The organism is Candidatus Amarolinea aalborgensis (assembly GCF_900491745.1).
Lineage (GTDB): Bacteria > Chloroflexota > Anaerolineae > SSC4 > Amarolineaceae > Amarolinea > Amarolinea aalborgensis.
The window spans coordinates 1-21,682 of the sequence record NZ_UETR01000001.1 but is presented as its reverse complement, the minus strand read 5'-3'; the positions used below and the strand labels follow the sequence as shown (position 1 = coordinate 21,682).

Below are 21,682 nucleotides of genomic sequence, written 5' to 3'. Positions count from 1 at the left end.
AAAGATCGTTACTCAACGCAAAGTCGCACAGGAGATACCAAGAGAAACCTTTGCGTCTCGACATCCTGGCGTCCTTGCGTTACGTATCGAACAGGACGGTTGCTTCCCAACCCTCGTCGGTCTGGCTGACGCTGAGGTCGTGGTAGGTGACGGCTTTGATGGGCGAACGGTCGCTGCGGCCGCGGACGCCGGCCACGGTCGCGGTCAGCCGCGCAGGTTCGGCAGATCGCGGCGGCGACAGCGTCTCGATGATGAACTGGGTGTAGAGTTCGCCCTCGGTTTCCATCCAGTAGAGCAGCTCCTGCAGCCACCGCACCAGCAGCAGCTCCAGATCAGCGCCTTCGACCTGCACCTGGCGCGTCACCTCGACTGGGGCGGTGAACGGCGCGTGGATGAGGCGAAAGAGAGTCTCGCCGGCGTGAGCAAAGAGCGTGGGCAGATCACGACCGAATATGCGCACGGCCCAATCGGCCGTATGCTCCAGTTCCTCGTAAATGGGCGAGCGCTCTGTCCCTTCGGCCCCGGCGGTCAGAATCGTGCGTGCGTGCGCAGCGTCCAGGCGAATCTGGGCGACCAGGGCCTCGATGCCGTCGAAGCGCTGCTCTGGCCGCAGGCGCTCCACAAACTCCAGGGTCAACGTCTGCCCGTACAGGTCGCCGCTGAAATCCAGGAGGTGCGCTTCGACGGAACGGCCCTGCCCGCTGAACGTAGGGCGCACGCCGATGTTGGTCACCGCGGCGCGGCGTTCCCAGGGCAGCACGGCCCATGTGGCGTAGACGCCGTTGGCCGGCAGCAAACGGTTGGCAGCGACGGCCAGGTTGGCCGTGGGGAAGCCAATCGTGGCCCCGCGTTGATCGCCCTTGACCACCGCGCCGGTCAAGGTATAGGGATGGCCTAGCAGACGGGCGGCCGTCCGCACGTCGCCGCTTTCGATCAGGCTGCGAATCGCGCCGCTGCGCACCTCATGACCATCCTGCCAGAACGCGGCCGCCACCTGCACGGTGAAGCCCAGGCTTTGCCCCAGCTCGCGCAGAAAAGGCACCGTGCCTTGGCGCTTGTGCCCCAGGGCAAAGTCGGGGCCGACCCACAGTGCACGCACGCGCAGGTGATTGACCAAGAGCGTGGCGAACTCGGTCGCTGTCACCTGCGCGGTTGCGCGGCTGAAGGGCTGCACGACGACGAAGTCCAGGCCCAGCGCCTCAAGCCGCGCCAGGCGCTCGTCCAGCGTGGAGAGGCTGGGCAGGGGTTGGTCAGGCCGCAGCACCTCGCGCGGGTGCGGATCGAACGTCAGGATGCCGGCCTGCGCGCCGGCCAGGTGCGCGGCGGCCAGCATCTGCTGCAGCAGGGCCTGATGACCGGCATGAACCCCGTCGAAGTTGCCGATGCTCAGGTAGGAGGGCGCGCTGAGTTGAGTCTGATAGAGGTCGTAGTAGCGTTGCATGGCCTATTCTTCGTCGCCCACCTGTTGACGCAGCCAGGCGTCAATGAACCCGTCAATTTCACCATCGAGCACAGCCTGGGTAGCGCTGGTTTCAAGGCCGGTGCGCTCATCTTTGACCATTTGATAGGGATGAAGGACGTAGGAGCGTATGCGGCTGCCGAAACCGGCATGCACCAGGTCGCCTTTGATTTCGACCCGCTCGGCCTCGTTCTTCTGCCGTTCAATTTCATACAGCTTGCCGCGCAGCACGCGCATCGCGGACTCGCGATTCTGCAATTGGCTGCGTTCATTCTGACACGTCACCACCAGGCCGCTGGGAATGTGCGTAATGCGCACGGCCGTTGAGTTCTTCTGCACATTTTGCCCGCCGGCGCCGCCGGAGAGGAAGAAGTCCATGCGAATATCGTTCGGGCTGATCTTGATTTCGATGTCATCGTCCAGAACCGGCATCACCTCTACTTTGGCGAACGAGGTATGGCGCCGCGCCGAGCCGTCGAATGGGCTGATGCGCACCAGGCGATGATTGCCCTTTTCGGCCTTCAGGTAGCCATACGCGTAATCGCCCATCACTTCCACGTAGACGCTCTTCACACCCGCGGTGTCGCCTTCCGTTTGATCGGTGATGGTGGCCTTGTACCCGCGGCGCTCAGCCCAGCGCAGGTACATGCGCAGCATCATGCTGGCCCAGTCCTGCGCTTCCGTGCCGCCTTCGCCCGCGTGGATCGCGAGAATGGCGTCGTTGTGATCGTGCTTGCCTGACAAGGCCAGTTGGAAGATGCGATCCTCCAACACCTTCTGCAGCCGATCCAACTCGGACTCCAGCTCGGCGCCGGTGTCTTCATCCTCCTCAGCCTGCGCCATTTCCAGCATGATGCGCGCGTCCTGCACCTCTTGGCGCAGGGCGGTCCAGCTCTCGACCTGTTGGCGCAGATCGGACAGTTCACGCATCTGCTTTTGCGCGACCAGGCCATCGTTCCAAAAATCAGGCGCCTGCGATTGTTGATCCAGGTCTGCGACTCTCTTAGACTTTTCGTCTAAGTCAAAGCCGCCTCCAGATTGACTCGAAGCGGGCATCGAGTTTGTCCAGGCGCAGCGTGAGATCTTGCATCATCTATGGTTCCTCGTTTCTGTGTGTTCAGTCTTTTTTCTGATCGTCTTAGCGCTCGAACAGGCCGGCTACAAACGCCTCGGCGTTGAACTCGGCCAGGTCGGTGATTTTTTCCCCGGTGCCGACGAAGCGCACTGGCAGGCCCAACTCCTCGCCGATGGCGAAGACCACGCCGCCCTTGGCTGTGCCGTCCAGCTTGGTCAGGACGACGCCGGTCAACTGCGTGGCTTCTTTGAAGTGCTTGGCCTGCGGAATCGCGTTCTGGCCCGTGTTCGCGTCCAGCACCAGCAGCACCTCATGCGGCGCCTTGTGTACGCGCGTGGCGCAGACATTGCGCACCTTTTCCAATTCCTTCATCAGGTTGTACTTGGTATGCAGGCGCCCGGCCGTGTCAATCAACAGCACATCGGCGCGGCGCGTCTCCTGGCAGGCGCGGATCGCGTCATACACCACTGCGCCCGGATCGGCGCCCGGCCCCTGGCTGATCACCTCGACGCCAGCGCGTTCGCCCCAGATGACCAGCTGCTCAACCGCCGCTGCGCGGAACGTGTCGGCGGCGGCGATGACCACCTTGTAGCCGGCCTGTTTGTACAGCCGGGCCAGCTTGCCGATGCTGGTCGTCTTGCCCGAGCCGTTGACGCCCACGACCATGATGATCGTCAGCAAACGTTCCATGTCATCCTTGGGCGGCCGGTGCTCGTTGAGCAGCCGAATCAGCTCCTGCTCGAAGATCGCCCGCGCATCCGCGGCGCGTTTGATGCCGAGCGCCTGCACGCGCCTACGCATCCGCTCCACCAGCTTGGCTGAGGTCTCGCCGCCCACATCAGCCTGGATGAGCAGCGTCTCCAGGTCATCCCAGGTTTCCTCGGTCAGCTCGCTGGCCTGGAACAGGCCCCCGATCTGGCCAAAGAGGCCGCGCCGGGTCTTGGCCAGGCTCTCCTGCACCTTCTCCTGCTCGGCCAGGCGATCTTCCGGCCGCTTGAATAAACGTGACAGCACTGCTTGCTCCTTCGCGATCTCATCTTGACCCGCAGGGCCGCTCCCGTTGCCCGCGGCCCCTGAATTCCAAGACGAAGATTATACCGCAAGCCGTGCGTTTGCCCAAGCACGGGCCAGGGGACGTTGGGGCAAGTGTCTTAGAGGCGCGCTTCCGGTGCTATTTTCGACGATGATATGGAGCAAGGCGAATCGGTGACAGCAGGGCTGCGGGAGCTGGGAGGAGAAAAGAAGTGATCTCCACATTCATTGGTGGAAGACGTTTCACCAAATGGTGAAATGTAGCTCTACGGTGAAATTGACAAACTCGACTTTCAGTCTTATGATTTCTTTCACCCTGTGGTGAAAGGAATCATCTTGGTGAAAGCAAACGACCAGGAAGATAAAGCGCTGGAGGCGCTGCGAAATATCATCAAGGATGTCTCGTTTATCGAGTCAGTCGAGGAGAGGCCTGGGCTGCAGACTGCCGACGTAGGTTGGAACCGGCAGATGCAGTTTCGATTGGCAGATCAGGAAGTCATCCTGCTTGTGGAGGTCATGAACAGCGGCGAACCGCGCTTCGCGCGCAATGCTGTGAACCAACTGCTCAGATTACAGCGCGCCTCACCATCGGCGTATGGCGTCTTGATTGCGCCGTGGATTTCTCCGGCCGCCGCGTCGATTTGCCAGGAAGCAGGGGTGGGTTATGTGGATCTCGCAGGCAATTGCCGTCTGACATTCGGAACCATTCATGTCGAGCGAAGTGGAAAACCCAATCCGTTTACAACGAAACGTGACTTGCGTAGCCTCTACTCACCGAAGGCTTCCCGCATCTTGCGTGTCCTGCTCGATGACCCGCGGCGGGCCTGGAAGTTGCAAGCGCTGGCAGATGAAGCAGGAGTCAGTCTGGGACAAACCCACAAGGTCAAGAGCCTGCTGCTAGACAGAGAGTGGCTCCGCTCGGACACACAAGGGATTGCCCTCAGCAAACCCGCAGAATTGCTCGCTGAGTGGGCGAGCAACTACAGTCTCCGAAACAACAAGTCGCGCTTGTATTATACCCAGGAAACAGTGGGAAAGGCAGAAGAGGGCTTAGCTGCCGCGTGTTCGAGTATAGGCCTGCGCTATGCCCTGGCCGCATTCTCGGCCGCCTCGCGCTATGCACCGTTCGTCCGCTATCAGCGCGCCCATGCTTATGTCGAAGAAGACTGCTTGGATGAGCTTGTCCAATCACTGCACCTGAAGGAAGCGCCCTCGGGTGCAAATCTCGTTCTCTGGATCCCTTACGACGACGGGATCTGGTACGGAACACGGGTGTTTGCCGAGGCCCAAGTGACTTCCGATATCCAGACATACCTTGACTTGCAGAGCATGCATGAGCGTGGTACTGAAGCCGCTCGTTTTCTTCTGGAACAGGAGATCAAGCCCCGATGGTGACGCTACAAGATTATCCACTGGTCGAAGTGCAGGCTGCACACGCTGTCCTGCTCGAGCTGGCCCATCTCTTGGGAGAGTACAGGCAGGATGTAGTCCTGGTGGGTGGATGGGCGCCAGAGCTACTGTTTCCCAAGGCCGAGCTTGCCTATGTCGGCAGCCTGGACGTTGACCTGGCTCTCAACCACCGCAGACTGGACGACGCCGGCTATCGCACGATTCATGAGTTGCTGGTGGGTCGGGGATATTACCAGATGCCGGACGGCCAGCCGTTTCAATACTTCCGCAGGGTACAGACAGCGGATGGACAGGAAATTATCGTCCCGGTGGATTTTCTGGCAGGCGAGTATGGTGGTCGAGGGCGCAAACATCGCAGCCAGCGCGTGTCCGGCATGGAGCCGCGTAAAGCCAGAGGGTGCGACCTCGCCTTCTTGGAACCGACTGAAATTCACATCGAGGGACGGCTGCCGGCCGGCCCGATGGACTCGGCGATCATCAATGTGGTTGACGTGACGGCGTTCATCATCATGAAAGCGATGGCTGTAGCGGGCCGCCTAAATGAGAAGGATCCCTGGGACATCTACTTCTGCCTGCGAAGTTGTCCAGGTGGAACGGCTGCGCTCGCCGAGCGTTTCAGACCGCGGTTGAAGAATGGCCTGGTGCGCGAAGGATTGCAGATCATCGCTGACAAATTTGCGTCGGTTGATCACTACGGGCCGGCCGCGGTCGCCGCTTTCGAGGCGATCAGCGACCCGGAAGAACGCTCGATCCGGCGGCGGGATGCTTTCGAGCGCGTGCAGGACCTCTTGGAAAGACTTGGTTTGACACGGCCAGGAAGCTCCGGGTGAACCTTTTATTGGCCTGGAACAGGCTGCTGGCCTGGCTAAACAGCCCGCGGCGAGTCTTGGTCAAACTTTCCTGCACCTTTTGCTGCTCGGCCTGGCGATCTCCCGGCCGCTTGAATAAACGTGACAGCACTGCTTGCTCCTTCGCGATCTCATCTTGACCCGCAGGGCCGCTCCCCTCGCGGGCGGCCCCTGAATTCCAAGACGAAGATTATACCGCAAGCCGTGCGTTTGCCCAAGCACGGGCCAGGGGACGTTGGGGAAGCCGGGGCAGCCTGACCATCGTGGCAGTTGGCAAAAGCATGGGTACACGCCGTGGATCGGCGCAGAGGAGACATCCGTGCGAAAATCACATCAGTAGCAGAGGAAAAAGCCCAGCACAGGTCGCGATTATTGCCCAACACATCCGCCCGACGGCCAGCAAAAAAGGGTACGACTGTACTCAAAGTGCAACAGCAGCCCGACTATCGAGGGCGCACAGCGAGCTTTGCGCTTACTTCTGCCAGATGAGTAGCGCAGGCAACACTTGGGCCTGAAATTCAGGCTTGACAACATGATGTATGTAGAGTAAAATAGGCCTATCTGTGATTTTTTCACAAAATCATCGCTTTTAACCAAAGGACTAGGGCTATAATGCTTGTCGAGTTCAGTGTGGGAAACTTCCGCTCCTTCCGGGATGTGGTCACGCTCAGCATGGTAGCGGCCAACCTGAGCGCCAAGGATAAGACCCTGGATGAGAACACTGTATTCGAGACGGAGGGGGAACCTCGTCTGCTCACCAGCGCCGCAGTCTACGGGGCTAACGCCAGCGGAAAAAGCAACCTGGTGCGGGCGATCAGCTTCATGCGCGAGTTTGTGCTCAATTCGCCCAAGGAGACTCAACCTACCGGCGCAATCAACACTGAGCCTTTCCGGCTGAGTGCTGAGACGATCGCGCAGCCATCTCACTTCGAGATGGTGTTCATCGCGGGAGGCAGACGCTACCGATATGGCTTCATGGCCACATCCCAGCGGGTCGAAAAGGAGTGGCTATTCCACGTGCCGCACAGTCGAGAGGCCCGCCTGTTCGAACGGATGGGAGATGACGTCCAATTGGGCGAGGGCTTCAAGGAAGGTCGTGATTTAATGAGCAAGACCCGACCCAACGCCCTTTTCCTCTCCGTTGTGGCCCAGTTCAACGGCAAAGTCGCCCAGAAAGTTCTCGATTGGTTTTTTCGTCTGGGGATTGCTTCTGGCCTTGAGGATACGGGCATGCGCATGTTTACCCAGCAAAAATTGTTCGATGGCGAGATGCGTGACAAGATCATTCAGTTTGTGCGCCGATTGGACCTTGGCATCCACGATCTGAAAGTAGAGCATGTGCCAATCCGTATAGATTCTTTACCTGAGAGTATGCCTGAGGAATTGAAGACAGCCTTTCGATCCCTCATGGAACACGCCGATACGAAGGTTGAGGACGTGGCGATTCACACGGTTCATCCCCAGTACGACCGGGATGGTCATCTTGTGGCGCAAGAGATTTTCAACTTGGATGAGCAGGAATCTGAAGGCACGCAAAAGCTTTTCGCCCTGGCTGGTCCGCTCACTCATACGCTGAAAGAGGGGCAGGTCTTAATCGTGGATGAGTTGGATGCTCGACTTCATCCTCTTCTCACGCGCGAAATCGTCGGGCTTTTCAACGCCAGAGAAACTAATCCCTACCACGCGCAACTGATCTTCACCACCCAGGATACCAGCCTGCTTGACAATCGTTTCCTCCGCCGCGACCAGATCTGGTTCACCGAAAAGGATCGCTACGGCACGACGCACCTGTACTCGCTTGCCGAGTTCAGGGTGCGGAACGATGCGTCCTTCGGACGCGACTACGTGCGCGGTCGCTACGGCGCCATCCCCTTCCTGGGCGATCTGAGGCAGATTGTAGAGGCAACCTGATGGCGAAACGTCGTGCGTCAGGTCGAAGTGCCAGGGGCTACCACGAGCGTCGCCTCAATCTTCAAGAGCCGCGACAACGCTTTTTGATTGTATGTGAAGGCGAGAAGACCGAGCCGAACTATTTTCTCCGGTTCCGAGTACCGAAGGTGGTTATTGATGTGCGCGGACTCGGCTGCAACCCAACTCAATTGGTGCAGGCGGCGCTGGCACAATGCCAGCAGGATGACTACGATCAGGCTTGGTGTGTCTTTGACCGTGATACCTGGACGCCTGCCGACTTCAAGGGCGCCTTGGCCCTGGCCAAGCAACGAAAAGTGGAGATCGCCTACTCAAACGAAGCGTTCGAGCTTTGGTATCTCCTGCACTTTCACTACTACGACACCGGCATTTCGCGACAGGATTACCAGTCCCGATTGAGCGCCTTGCTTGGCTATCGCTATGTCAAAAACAGTAACACCATGTATGACGCACTGTTGAGCCGTCAAGGGGAAGCAATCCGCAACGCCGAACGCCTGCTCTCGCAATACGATCCGCCCAACCCTGCCGCCGACAATCCGTCAACGACTGTTCATCTCCTGGTCAAGGAACTCAACCGGTTCGCCGTGTGAGGCATCCATCATATTCTCTCCTCTCCTCCTCTTCGAATCCTGACTCGCGATCGCCGCTGTCGGTGTGGATACACTGCACAATGGCTGCATGGCCCACTGGCCACTGCTTCATCGGTTACAGTGTGTATGGGGCCGCGACGAGGGCGAAGGGATAAGCCGGATGGGCATTGTCCTGGCGATTCTGAACCACCCATACAGGGCGCATCTTGAACGTGAGCGTAATGCGCAGTTCCTTCTTCCGCCCTTGCGCCAGCACTTCGAGTGGAGGTTCCGGCAAGTACGGAGCCTGCGCCCAAACCAAATGGCCGCGTTCAGGTGAAACGCCAAAAGGTGTCATGGCAGACCTCAGGTTGAACCAACCCGATGTTCGGCTTCGGCAGACATTTGCATTTCGGCAACCGACTCGGTATAATAAGCAGCATTAGGCAGAATGTGGCCGGACGACACTACGCGACTTTGCCTTCAGTTCGGGCAGTCGCCCTGACTCGATCATCGTTGGTGTTAGCCTAGACGTACGATTTCACCTTTCAAATGAGGCCGCAGCCCTACCCTTTTTTAGGGCGGCGGCTAAGACCCTGGGTGCCAAATCCACCTCAGTTCCGAAGTTGTACGCTATTACCTATTTATTCCGTATTATAACTCCGCGCAGGATTGCAGTTTTACCTTATTCATGTGGGCATGACGTGCCCTGAGGTCAGCTAATGAAGTCTGGTGAATTCAGCCAACACACGCAATAATAAGCACTTTGACCTGCCACCGCGAAACCACCACGCCCGGCCCGGACTGGATCTTCTGTAGAAAATCGCATCGGTGATCTCGTTCAGGAGCCACCGATCCTGCTATAATCTGTTCGCTGCTCCAGAATTCCCACCCGCCAGGGGACGCACACGCACTCGCCACAGATCGCCCAAGCTGCCAGACGCCATCGCCGATTCGATCCCAGAGCCTTCCGCTGATGCGGCAAAAGACAACCATTATGCGGGTTTGAACCAGCACTACCTGGTCGAATTGCCAACGTTCCCCATCAGCGACCAATATCTGTGTCCACATAATTGCCTGCAACGTAATATGTTAACACCATCGGTCATTTGCCGACCATTTGCCCTGCTGATACGCATCCGTTCGTAATGCAGGGCCTAAGACTTTATCCGAAACGAGAACGCGTAGCCATCATGTGGTGAAAATGGTACCAGCGTGCGGTCTCCACTGGCGGCACGTTTCCGTTGCCAAATTGACCCAACGCGGCTTTGATGTACTGGAACGACACTCCCACCGAACAAAGCATTGAGGCGTTAGGGAATGCCAGTCAAAAAATAGCTGACGCGCTACGAAGTCGAGGCATTACCACCGTCGCTCTAGCGACACGCCTCTGTTCCAACTCGTCATCCTTGAACTGAGCACACTCATCTCTATGAAGATTGTTCCAATCTGGATGCCAGCGTCTAGGGGGCGCAGCTTAATTTCCTTGAACTAGTTTGTGGGGGTGTAGGCCAAACCTTTCTCATTAATGCCTTTAAAACTGTCCGCCAGACCATTGCATTGTCTTTGTTCGAGCAGGTATTTGACTTTGTTAATGTTGAAAGCCGACGCACCTGACCGAGTTTCGGGCCTCTGCGTACTTCGGGGCAAAGTTCCGGAGGAATTGTTCAGAATACGCAGCCCTGAACTCTGGAGCAATTACCATTGATAATAGTTCATTACATGCTCGTTTGCCAAACACTCAACCGGTTTCAGCATCTGATGCGCCCCTATTACGCCTGCTCTGCCCATGCCACTCCAATCCAAACTGCAGAAACTCGGGTAGATGGTGCGCTTTCCCTGATGAACGAATCACTACCTGGTTTGCCTATCTCACTGAGAGCGACAACGAGTTCTGCGATGGCGATTTGATTGACCAACGGCTAAGTTCCACCTCAAAGAAGCTGGGAACGGCCTGACGTGACTCGAGAGCGAGTACGTCAGATCGAGACTGCGCCTGGATACCTCCAGCGTTCGAAAGGGAAACGCATCGTGAGTCCGTTGTTGAGCGATTCACAGATACGGTCGTTACCGCAGGCGGTGTTTTGGCGAGGCGGAATTTGGCGGGACGCGTTAGTGGACATTATTGCTGACATTGGGGACATCCATCCTCAGGCGCACTACGGTTGCTACTAGAAACCAGCGAGAAGTCTAGTAGGTGAAAGGTATCCAGGCGTGGTGTCTGCCCTCCCAATTTGTGCGACCTGGATTCCCGGACGTTGGGCTTCAGGTTATTGAAGTTTTGAGACAAGCGTTAGCGCGCCAATGCCTGTGAAGAGCCTTCGTCGTGTCAGGCATTTCACCGCGTCGTGATGACCAACCCAACGCTAATACGACAAAGTCTTTATCCTGCTTGCATTCGTGTCAACGAGAAACTGGTCGAACGAGACGAAGGCAGTATTGGTCTGGCAACCTGGGGAGCACCACTGGCAAGATGACATTGTCCTGCCTTGCGGCGCTTTGGGTCAACCTACCCATTACACAGCCATCGCTGACACACCAATACATCGCAGCAGAATGGTCAGCAGTATATCGCAAGAGCGGTTCATAACCTTGATGCGATACCTGACATCTTCGTTTGGACTGGACGCAAAGGAACCCATGACCGAGCGAGTGGGGTATTGAGCACGATCTGTACGCGATCGCGCCGACCTGGATTTGCCATAATGCCGGCCATCCGCTAACCATCACCGAGGTTCTCGCAGCACTGGTGCAGTTGCGCTCTCTACTTCACGACGAAGCTGCCTCCAGTAGATCACCTTCGGACAAATGGCAAGTTCCGGCCCTTCCCAAACAACACTTTGCTTCTGACTCGAGTGGCGAGAAGAGGACTCTGCCGGTGAACGCTACCGTATGGAAACGCTCCGTTCGAGAATGCGAAAGATCACGCTGACCACAGAACAAAGAAGAGGTTGCCGAATCTCTCAGCACCGTAGATGACTTCCTAGAGGATTCGGGGCAATCATGATGGATAAAGACATTTCGATCTGCCAGTGGGCGGAGATTCAGACTTAACTAGCATAAAGCGGCTATTGACAACAATAGAACTACTCTTGTCTAGTACTTCGTCCGGTATTTGATGGCTGGCATCAAACAAGGATGTATTTTACCATCGCCGAGCAGAGACGAACGGCGAATTATTGGATTCATTCATTACCGACATCGTCATAGCGTAGACCAATTTATAATGAGATTTGCGTTGCCCACCTTTTGTGAAGGCGAGGTGTCGACAAGCGCTGATTGAAGCATTGGGGCCAGAGAATCCGGCTCAACTGGAGAAAAAGCTTGCATTCAGCCAGGGCACCAGTATACCAGCAAACGTTTCACCAATGACAGGTTTGCGTGGCTCGATCGAACTGAGTCGGGCAGAAAAAAAGCCCACTACCGTTTGGAGACAATTCCCATTTGTCACAGAGAAGATGATTAGCCCATGCAACTACTTTCGTATCCCTAACAATGAATGCCGGTGGATTCGGCAAGCGATCAAGTTCTGGGGATGAGTCAAAACGATCCGCGTGAATCCGTTTGCTCAAGTGCTGGTTTCGGGTTGCCTTGCAGGCGCCTCGACCCGTATCATCTTAAGAGCCAAAGAAAGGCGGGAGTCAACCTGCTTTGATCTGGCGGCTATTTTGTCCAACAAGGGCGCATCACCTACTGAGTGATCCAGGCGGCCGGTTGATGAATTAATATCGTGTTGGCGAATCAGTAGCTGATTGGTATGTTTTGCCGGGATTGGTGCCGACTTCACAAGACACCCAGCAGGTGGGAACATATGCATTGCTACGATCACAGGGAAGGCTTTTCACAAATGAGATGCCCGGAGGACTTCAAACTGCGCTACTCCGTCAGTCCAGGGCCACATTGCAGCGCAAGTAGTGGTGACAGGTAGATGCCATGCGGAGTTTGGAAAATGGTCGACTGGCTTCGGGAGCTGGTACGAGTGGGGAGTACAAACGGCGGCAATACTGTAAATCAATCTTGTCGTTGCACTGCGTTCGTTTGCAACCCAGGCTGCCCGGTTTAGATGTACATCTCTTTGGGGGGGCGAGCACGCTCCTCCCGATCTGTATCTGTTCCACCGACTTGGCATCGTTAGTTTCGATAGGTATGGCCTGGATGAAAGCGGCCGGCTTTCATGGTAACGTCTTTGCCATTGGTACGCGGTTACATGGCTGGGCCTATCGCGTGGTTGAGCGTACGCATACTTTCTGACCAATTGAACGGCTGAAAGAGTTGACTGGACATCGGTTGCACTCTTCTAGAGGGACTTTTCTGAGTTTTTCGATGACAATCGATGTACGCATAATGCATAATCTCACTCTCGGTCTTGGATTAAATCGACTTATCCGATCGGGAGAATACAGCCATGAGGACATCCTCGAACAATCATCGGTCTGAAGGTCTTCCCACCTATTTGCGCTAACAATAAGGAGGTAATGTAGAATATGCCCTCCATGTTTCATGTCCGTCACAATGCTCCGTCCGTGCGTTGGCAAAGAGCTTCTCGAAATCATGGGGACGATCTAGAGAACGCACTCTCGATGATATCTGCACTGGGCGCCCGCAAAGGATCTGAGATCGGAACAGCTATGCTCCTCGCAGCAAAGTCGTTGAAAGAGAACCCATTGCAGACCGCCTGAGCACCTGGATTGGTCGAGGAACACTAGGCCATTCTAACAGACCTAGGCACGACCCTTTGTTCTTCTGTTACGAAAACCTGGCGTGGGGTGATGTCATGCATGGTCTGTTCTATGGTCGCTGGTCGCCAGGGCATCCAACCGGAGCATTGTTTCTCCTGGAGTTACCGAACAATGCGCGATCGCCTATGGGGAAGCGGGCAATCGCTCAATAGATCGCGGCAATTGCGTCGCAGGTAGCCGAGTTAGCGAAAGGATGCAGCAATTCACTACCAATCGGTATCCTTCAGCAGGGATAAAGGCATGAGGTGTACCCAACACCAGCCGAAATACGCCCTCTGCTGGACAGAGAGAGTGTTGTTTCTGCCGATCATTCTGTCCTCTGAAAGCCTGCCCTGCCATAGACTTCCTGCAATGGTCTAGAAGGTGCTTGGTTACCAGACAAATCTCTCTGCTTGGCCATGAGAATAAGTGGGGAACCGGCGTAAGTTCTGCCTGCTGAACTCCCACCGTGAATTCGACGCTGTCTTGGATTCTCGGGGCTTATCGGGTACATTCCTTTGCAGCAAGGTAGCTGCGGAGGGTAGCGCAGGTAGGCTGACAAGGGAAACCACGAATCACCCGATTTCAGCTGATATGAGCTGCCATGCATTCGCCTGGTTGAATAGTCTTTAAGACCACCATCACTACACTGCTGCTAACCCCGAGCCAGATGGTTTGTCGAACGCGCATTGAGGAGCGTCTGGTGTAATCCAGGCGTGATAACATCTATGCATCTATCCGGAACCGGCAGGCGACTGCCCTGATGACACTTCCATCCAACGCGGGACATGTGATTTATGTGGTACACCCAATGCAACAAGGGCCAATTGCCCCGCGGACTGAGCGCATCGTCTTTGTAGATAATGCGGAAGCGGAACGCGGCCCATTCCGCCGCCTGGTAGGAGACCTGGAGTCCGCGGGCATTGAGCGAGCGGTCATCGTGACACGCACTCCCGTAGATGATTACATATTTCGGGCCGAACTGAACCTGACCAATGAAGACATCACGATCGCCCAGAAGAATCTCATGGAACTGGGTTATTCGGTCAATAAAACGAGATTCCCAACACTGTGGCACTTGGTACTACAGGCTGCGAAGGAGGGATGATGAGCATCGAACGCCTGCGCGATGAAATTCTGTCGAAGAAGCCAGTCATACATACCCGCTTTGCTGAGCAATTCATCAGCCAACCTCATGACGTCGAAAGCGCCTACAACCATCACTTTCACACCCACATATCTTTGGGAGACACCGATGACTTCGCGCGCCGGCTGATTGAGCGAACGATAAGCGCTAAGACGCCCAAAGCTGCGGTTATCGCGCCATGGGGCTACGGCAAAACCAGCACGCTGATCTTCACCTGGCGAGCCTGCGAAGCTGCTCATATCCTGACGGTGCCTCCCTTCATCTGCTCGTCTCTTCAGGACATCCTCAGCGCCGCTTATGGCTGGCTACGCTATCGTTTGAGCAGCACCTGGCACGGCGAACTCGACAGCGTGTACGCGCAATATGGACGCGTCGCTTTCGATGAACGTGTAAAGAGCTATGCGGCGCAAACGGGCGTCACTGAAGCTGATGCGCGTACGGTACTTCAGCAAGCACAGTCTGACGGCAGCTTCACTCCTGAGCTGACCGCAAGCAATCTGATGAAATTCTTGGAATACGCGTCTGGTCTCGTCGGACGCGCCGGGTTCAAAGGATTGATCGTTCTCGCCGATGAACTACAGGACTTCTTTGGCAAATCGGCGGATATACGCGGCAGTATCCAGAAGTTGCGCGATGTGATCTGGTGGCTAGCCGCCCACGGTAATCTGAACCTCGGGCTGGTTCTATGCATGCCTGACACTACCGAAGGGATGATCCAGCAAGATGGGCAGGATATCCTTGACAGGCTCAAGACCGACCGCTTGTATCTCTCGCTGCGCAATATCTACAGTCCCGAGTTCCCCACACAGTTGTGGGATCGCTACGTAGAGCTATACGAGGTTGGCTCCGAGGCAGATCGTGTTTTGGATCGCAACGTCTTGGTGTCCACCGGGCAGATCGCCACGCGCGAGGACTTAGGACGTGGGCCGCGAAGCGTTGTGGACATCTTCCAATGCGCCCTGCGCCACTATGACAAGACCAGAGAGACCTACACGCCGATTACGCTGATAGATGATTTCCTGACCGGCCAAGTTAGCTTCGACATGCAAGCCAACCCAATCCGTTTTGCGGTCGAGGATGCGCTGTTGCTGCTGAAGAATCAGATCACCAGCGATGCTCACCGCAAGGCCATCAAGCTGTGGGCGGCTTTTCCAGAGCACGGATGTCGGGATGAAGTCTTGGAGGCTTATGGCGCCAAGGCGGCCGCTTATGAGCTTTCAGAGATGCACGGTGTTCACGGTCCGTTACTCACATACCAGTCAGTCGGCTACACGCTGCGCAAACTGGCGACTTTTACGCCAGGAGGGACCGCCGTAGAGCGGATTGCCCGCGACTTCTGGCTGGCTTACTCAGAACAGGATCCCAAATGGGCCGAATCCGCTCAATCGGCCTTCATCGAGTTCGTTTTGCCGCGCGTTTTCGAGAAGCGCAAGAACGCGTGGGGGAACTGGGAACTTGCTTCCACCACTTCAAAGGGCTATTCCGGTCGGCTGACGGGTACATTTGCTGACCAATATCCCTCCCGCATGCTTGATGTGCAAGTGGCAACGACTCCTGCTCGTATTGAGCCTCGTAAGAGTGACGCCAGGTCCGATTTTCAGTTCGACTTTGTTCTCGCCACGAGCCGAGACAAGGACTCGTCACGGGATCCTGGTCGGATCGAGTATGTTTCCGGTAACCAGCGCTGGCTTCGGTTTACTCTCAATCTCGTGAACCATTCGTTGGCTGGCGCAACGTTGCCCCAGGACCTGCGCAATCTGAAGAGCAGTTTGAACCCCAACTTCCTGACCCCACAGTTGATGCTGGCATTTGCTGACTTCGCCAGAGGATGGGAGAAGTCGAAACCGGACAATCACATTCTCGAAAGCGAGCGCGGCGCTCTCAATACAATCACCGAAAGCATGGTCAATTACTCCGTTCAGGTGCTTTTCGGCGATGGGTTGAAGGCCACCTTCGGGCAACGGCTCGACTTTGCGGGTACACAGATCGTGCGCGAGATCTTCGTGCTCGCATGTCGGACAGCGTGGCCTGAGGGGACTTATCATTCCCTACTTACCATTCCGCAACGTGCGCTTGACGACTACTTGAATGCCTTGGGCAGGCTTCAACTGCGCGAGAAACGAGGCGACGTTCCCTTGCGCGAACGTCACAAAGGCAAGTTGGCGTTGCTGTTTGGGATAGATAGCCACAAAACGTTCGAAAACCGCGCCAAAAACGACTATGCCGATCTGATGCAGTACAAAGACCTGGGCGGCGATCAAGCTCAGGTGCAATTACAGCCTCATCCGCTAGAGGCTGCGGTCCTCCATGAAATGAACACAGGTCAACTTCATTATCATACTGCAAGCCGCGACGTACCAGCCCTGAAAGGTGATCGATTCCTCGAAGTGGCGAGCGCCTCGGGTTATCGCGATGAAGAAGCGGGCATGGTATTGCGTCTGCTCCTCGGCCGCGAGCTTGTTGGAAAAGATAATGGAGCGGGTCTCCTGTACCGTTTACCGGCTGGGCCGACACCTGCAGAAGTTGAACAGCAATTGGGGGCGGTGCATACACAGGTTCATGCAATGCCCAGTGCCCTGGTCGCAGAGCGAGAGAAGGACCCTCTGATTCAGCGAATCGAAGCGTTGAAGGATCGCTTTACCCCCCAGCTAAACGAGGAGTCGCTTGAGGAGTTGCTAATTGATGTCAATCGTGTTAGAGACGATCTGGCGGCCTTGGCCGAGCGCAAACGCCAAGCTATGGTCGAACAGATTACACGGCAGACTCAAGAGATCCAATCCCGACTTGGGTTCCTGAACCGAGCCACTGAACTCGCGGACGAGATTCCGGCCGGGCTGGACTTCCGGCGACACTTGGTAGACCTTCAAGAGGAGTTGCAGCGTGAACGCCGGCGATTGACAACCGATCTGACCACAGCGCAGAACAAACTCAAAGACCTGCATGACAAGGTTTCAGGCAAAGTGGAACCCGCTACGCTTCCAGCAATTCACCTGGGATATGTGCAGGCTTCCGCAGAAATTGAACGCGTCACAGAGCGTGCCGACCGCCTGGATCGCCAGCGGCAGGGGTTGATCTCCTGGCTCAGACTACTCAAGGAGTCCGACTTGCTTTTCAGGTCGCTCAGTACCATGCCCGATCTGCGCACCAGACTCACCGACGAAGTCGTGCGCGAGATCATGCGTACATTTGCCCAAAAACGGGCTGCGGCTTTGGTGGAGGATGCTGAGCATTTCCGTTTGCAGTTTGACGAGATCATCCGCGAGCGCGATAGCCGGGTTGCTGCCGGCAACGAGGAGTTCGGTGAGGTCAAACAACGTTTCCGCCAGTGGCTGACGACAATGGGCGTGGAACGCCCGGACTTTCCGGCGCGTTACAGTCCTGTTGAACACGAACAGTCCTACCAGGACATGTACGAGCAAGTCAGGAAGTTGACCGTTGGGCACCTCGTACACCTGGAGGATTGTGCGAAAGCGCTTGATCTTGAACTGCGCCGCGCACGACGAGTACACTCTGAGAAGATGAGCGCGGAAGATCGACAGGCTCTTGCAGAACTGGAAAGACGTCGGGCCAGCATATCTGCCGATCTGCTGGCAGCGAATAAGTGGCTTGAAAGTAATGACCTCTCCCAGACGAGTGACCTAGACGAGCGCGCCAATGTGATCGCTGCCATCGGCCCTGTAATCGACGAAAGCGACCAGGCGCTTCGACGACTGCTTCGTCCGGTGCCACCGCAGACGCGGGCTGAGCAGAGAGTGGCCTCTCTACTTGCGGGCCGACGTGAAGCTGATCTGACCGAGTTGGTCCTGGGCGCCGGTGACGATCTGGATCTTGATGGACTGATGGCGGGTCTCAAAGGGTTGTACCAGGGACACCAGATCAGCATCCGAGTGCAGAAGCGAGGGTGATGTGGACATTCTCGCGTTGGATCGACTTCTGGATCGAACACCGGTTGTAGCGGCGAATCTGCATCCGGTCTCTCTGGCTTTCCTGCGCGCTCCGGTCCGAGTCTACCAGACACTAGGGGAGCTGACGCGTTCATTGGATAACCCCTCTCCAACGCGACCCGAACGGATCTTGACGTTCGATGATAATCCACGCTATGCCGTGCGCTTTCCTACAGTGCTGGTAGAGCATGACCCTTTCACTCCGGAACTCAATCGAGTGCTTTTTGCGCAACGTGACCTGGTTGCCGCTTCCATGCTCACCCATGCCCAGATCGCAGAGCGAATCATACGAGAAGCGCAGAAACTAGAGACGGTGGTTTTGGTTCTGTTGGACGGTCTCTCGTATGCCGACTGCCGAGACTGGCCTGGGGTCGCGCCATGTCTGGCGACTTTCCCTACCATCACGCGCATTGGCTTCCCAAGCATCATCGGCCATCCCCCGTTGGCAGCCCGACTTTTCGACGCTGGTTTCTCGCGTCGTGTGGGATTCACCTACTGGGAACGCAGCGATGAACCATTGACCAATCGGTTGTTTCAGACAATTGCAGATACGCGGCGACTGGACGCCAACAAACCAAATGCCTTCGACCAAGTCCTGGCTTGGATTTCTGCCGAAGACTTAAACCACACGTATGTTCAGATCGTCCGTTCAGCATTGGATGACTTTGCCGAAGGCCATCGTACAAGCATCCCGCGACAAGCCATCGTTCGATCGATTCGTAAGGAACTTGAGGCCATGCTGGAAACCCTCCGACTGAAAGGGCGTCCAGCCGCGGTCTTTGGCATCGCTGACCATGGTATCCTCTGGAAGGAGGACAACCACGATCTCGAACGGATCTCAATTTCGGGTGCACGTTATGCAGAAGGGATAGCAGGCTCGGGTCGAGGCTATCGCGTCGAATTTGAGAATCGTGCATACTGGGTACTAGACTATTTCCAGATGGGACGTGCTTGGCGCGCAAACGAACAAGGCATCCATGGCGGAATCTCATTTGAGGAATCTATCGTGCCTTTCATTCATTGGGAGGTCAACTAACTATGCTCAGTATCGGCCGAGATATTAAGACCAACGACTATGTCTATCTGGATGTGTCACGCTCACGCGCCGCGCTAATTTGTGGCAAGCGAGGAAGCGGCAAATCCTATACACTAGGGGTAATTGTCGAGGAGTTACATCAGGCTGGTAACGTACTGACTGTGATCATAGATCCGATGGGGATCTACTATCCTATGGCGCAGCCAAATCATAGTCAAGATCGGCTTCTTTGGGACTGGGGTCTCAGTGCGCAGGCATTGCCTACACTCCTCTTGGTGCCTGGTGATCCAGAAATGCTCTACGGAGGCAGAGAAGTCCTCAAGGCGATGGAAGACATGGGCGTGCGGTTCCGTCAATTTCGGCTCAACCCCGCAGATCTGTCTCCTGACGCCTGGTGCGAACTCTTCGATTTCAGCATTGCAGATGTGATGGGAATCGCGCTATTTCGGGCAGTCCAGACTTTGAGCCGCAAGCAGAAAGAATACTTCTTTATCCCCGACATCATTGCGGAAATCGAAGGGGACGGGCTGATCGCAGACCGGACGCGTGAGGCGTTGCTCAACCGCCTAAAGATGGCCCAAGACTGGGACCTCTTCAGCTATCGCTATCAGGAGATTTGGGAGATCTTTGACCCGAAGGCCATCAACATCGTTGATCTGAGTACACTCGATCCAGGCCCTCGCGGCCGGCGCAATCTCGTTGTGGATGTCTTGGCCCGAGATATGTTCAAACGGCGCACGATTGCACGCCGCAAAGAGGAACTGGGACTAATCAGTGAACTTCCGAGGGTTTGGATGCTGATAGACGAGGCCCATCAGTTTGCGCCCTCGGGCCGAGGTACCCTTGCCAAGGAAGCACTAATTCGGTGGGCGAAAGAAGGGCGACAGCCTGGGCTTTCGTTGACAGTCGCCAGCCAGCAGCCATCTGCGATTGATAGAGAGATCCTGACTCAGTGCGATGTTTTGCTGTGCCAGAAAATTACCAACAGCGAGGATATCCAATCCATCAACGGCTTAAGCCAAGACTATATGGGTGGTGAGCTAAAAACCTTCATTCGCAAGTTGGAGCGCCGCGGCGAGGCTGTGTTGGTAGATGATGAACAGGAGAAGGTTACCATGATGCAAGTTCGTCCGCGAAGAAGTCGCCATGGTGGAGGAGAAGCTGCGGGATGAACGAAGTCGTGAGGTCAGCTTGGAGCCTGGGAATAAGTGATTCTTAAGAAGCAACTTCCTAGCACTCATTCGATCGCTCACTGTCACAGGTTCGACCAACGATCGTACTGCGAGCGCCATGTCGGGGCTTGCGACAGATAAGACGATTTCACCAATGCGAAGAACTGCAACAACCGGTGCCATGAACTCTGCCCCAGTCGGCGTCAGCTGGCTCTGCCGGTCTCTCGCAATCGCCGGCACATTAAGTCGCAGCCTGCATCGCTATTTCGAGTGACCTCAAGTCTGTTGACGAATTCCGCACCCGCTTCTTTCCGACGGAGGTTAGCATTTTTCTCTGCCAGGCTTATTGACTTGTCCTCCCGATACACAGCATAATCTGGATTGACGACAACGTGTGGCGGCGTCAAACCGATTGCGACATAGACTTGCCACACCGAACCGGAGGTCAAGGTGCTTCGTACTGGCGTTATTTTGTGGCTGTTGTGTGCTTTACTTTTTGCACCGCTAATCGGGTCTGCTGCCATATCTGCTTACGCAGACCCTTGCCTCTCTGTTACCTCGTCGCAAGAGACCGAAACCACAGCCACCGTTAAAGTGGCGGTTCTGAATGTGCGTGATGGCCCAGGAACAAATTTCAGGGTCCTTAGCCAGGTCCGCCGTGGTACGCGCCTGATCGTATTGGACTGGACAGACCGACGGGATTGGCTTAAGGTAAGGACACCAGTTGATATGACTGGCTGGGTTAGCGCTGCACTTGTTGACCTGGATTACTCCCCGGAAACTGCTCAGTCTCCAACACGCGCGTCACCTGCCAATCATTCAGGTCAAGGCAATTCGCTCCCAGTGTATGCCTCTTTGCCATTCCGACCAAATATTGTAACCAGTCGCCAGGCTTACGTTCACGAGTGTTTCGGGACAGGGGATAGCCCCCTGCGCACCGTCTCCGCCAATACTCCCGTCCAGGTGGTGGGTAAAGCTGGGTATGAGCCACCGCCTGAAGAAAGCGCCGCGTTGGGTCAGGGTATATTCCTGAAGATCCGGCTGTGGGATGGGCAATATGCCTGGATCCTGGCCGATGCTGTGCAGATTGATGCTTCGAGTCTTGCCAACGTATCGAATCAGTGCGAGGCGTATGACCGGATTGACTGGACTAAGGTTGTCAGGCCAACTCCCACGCCAATATCCCAACCTGGTGCTGGTGGCCGTTCATCTGGATGCTGCAAAATCTGTCGTACGGGCAAGGCCTGCGGTGACACCTGTATTGCCCGCTGGAAAACATGCCATGTCGGCCGTGGCTGCGCCTGCAATGGATAAGAGAAATATGGAACATGTTCCATAACCTG

At 56.0% G+C, this 21,682-nt stretch carries 13 protein-coding genes; 9 read left to right on the top strand and 4 right to left on the bottom strand.

The genetic code is table 11. The features are described from left to right. Positions 1 to 79: 79 nt before the first annotated feature. The 3 genes from ACPQ6D_RS00065 to ftsY all read right to left on the bottom strand — a co-directional run bounded on the left by ACPQ6D_RS00065 (position 80) and on the right by ftsY (position 3,548). Positions 80 to 1,441 (bottom strand): bifunctional riboflavin kinase/FAD synthetase, encoded by a 1,362-nt coding sequence (locus ACPQ6D_RS00065; protein ID WP_423222240.1) that lies wholly within the window; start codon positions 1,439 to 1,441, stop codon positions 80 to 82. 3 nt (positions 1,442 to 1,444) lie between these two features. Continuing rightward, positions 1,445 to 2,549 (bottom strand): peptide chain release factor 2 gene (gene prfB, locus ACPQ6D_RS00060; protein WP_423222750.1). Its coding sequence is split into 2 segments (ribosomal slippage): positions 1,445 to 2,482 and positions 2,484 to 2,549, totalling 1,104 coding nucleotides; the frame shifts between segments, so codons are not numbered across the junction. Between the two features lie 48 nt (positions 2,550 to 2,597). Further along, positions 2,598 to 3,548: a signal recognition particle-docking protein FtsY gene (gene ftsY / locus ACPQ6D_RS00055; RefSeq protein WP_423222239.1), complete on the bottom strand. Its 951-nt coding sequence runs from the start codon at positions 3,546 to 3,548 to the stop codon at positions 2,598 to 2,600. A 357-nt stretch (positions 3,549 to 3,905) separates the two neighbouring features. On the opposite strand from ftsY, the gene ACPQ6D_RS00050 reads away from it, so the two are divergent. From ACPQ6D_RS00050 to ACPQ6D_RS00035, 4 genes are all read left to right on the top strand, one after another. After that, complete coding sequence (locus tag ACPQ6D_RS00050) at positions 3,906 to 4,961, top strand: type IV toxin-antitoxin system AbiEi family antitoxin (RefSeq protein ID WP_423222238.1); 1,056 nt, start codon at positions 3,906 to 3,908, stop codon at positions 4,959 to 4,961. After that, positions 4,955 to 5,806, top strand: coding sequence for a hypothetical protein (locus tag ACPQ6D_RS00045; RefSeq protein WP_423222237.1), 852 nt, complete (start codon positions 4,955 to 4,957; stop codon positions 5,804 to 5,806). The genes ACPQ6D_RS00050 and ACPQ6D_RS00045 overlap by 7 nt, the downstream gene beginning before the upstream one ends. A 630-nt stretch (positions 5,807 to 6,436) precedes the next feature. After that, entirely contained in the window at positions 6,437 to 7,735 is a 1,299-nt protein-coding gene (locus ACPQ6D_RS00040) for an AAA family ATPase (RefSeq protein ID WP_423222236.1), read from the top strand. Next, a complete protein-coding gene (locus ACPQ6D_RS00035; protein ID WP_423222235.1) occupies positions 7,735 to 8,343 on the top strand; it encodes an RloB family protein in 609 nt (202 codons plus the stop codon). Before ACPQ6D_RS00040 ends, ACPQ6D_RS00035 begins: the two co-directional genes overlap by 1 nt. A 115-nt stretch (positions 8,344 to 8,458) precedes the next feature. On the opposite strand, the gene ACPQ6D_RS00030 is transcribed toward ACPQ6D_RS00035, so the two are convergent. After that, positions 8,459 to 8,680, bottom strand: coding sequence for a hypothetical protein (locus tag ACPQ6D_RS00030; protein ID WP_423222234.1), 222 nt, complete (start codon positions 8,678 to 8,680; stop codon positions 8,459 to 8,461). A 5,123-nt stretch (positions 8,681 to 13,803) separates the two neighbouring features. On the opposite strand from ACPQ6D_RS00030, the gene ACPQ6D_RS00025 reads away from it, so the two are divergent. The 5 genes from ACPQ6D_RS00025 (at position 13,804) to ACPQ6D_RS00005 (ending at position 21,653) form a co-directional block, all read left to right on the top strand. Continuing rightward, positions 13,804 to 14,148, top strand: a complete 345-nt coding sequence (locus ACPQ6D_RS00025) for a hypothetical protein (RefSeq protein WP_423222233.1) — start codon at positions 13,804 to 13,806, stop codon at positions 14,146 to 14,148. After that, entirely contained in the window at positions 14,145 to 18,092 is a 3,948-nt protein-coding gene (locus ACPQ6D_RS00020) for a hypothetical protein (protein WP_423222232.1), read from the top strand. The genes ACPQ6D_RS00025 and ACPQ6D_RS00020 overlap by 4 nt, the downstream gene beginning before the upstream one ends. A 1-nt stretch (position 18,093) precedes the next feature. After that, on the top strand, positions 18,094 to 19,167 hold the full coding sequence (locus tag ACPQ6D_RS00015) for a hypothetical protein (protein WP_423222231.1): 1,074 nt from the start codon (positions 18,094 to 18,096) through the stop codon (positions 19,165 to 19,167). A 2-nt stretch (positions 19,168 to 19,169) separates the two neighbouring features. Beyond that, positions 19,170 to 20,339 carry an ATP-binding protein gene (locus tag ACPQ6D_RS00010; RefSeq protein ID WP_423222230.1) on the top strand — a complete coding sequence of 390 codons (1,170 nt, stop codon included), beginning with the start codon at positions 19,170 to 19,172 and terminating at the stop codon, positions 20,337 to 20,339. Between the two features lie 450 nt (positions 20,340 to 20,789). Beyond that, positions 20,790 to 21,653: an SH3 domain-containing protein gene (locus ACPQ6D_RS00005; protein ID WP_423222229.1), complete on the top strand. Its 864-nt coding sequence runs from the start codon at positions 20,790 to 20,792 to the stop codon at positions 21,651 to 21,653. The last annotated feature ends 29 nt before the right edge of the window (positions 21,654 to 21,682 follow it).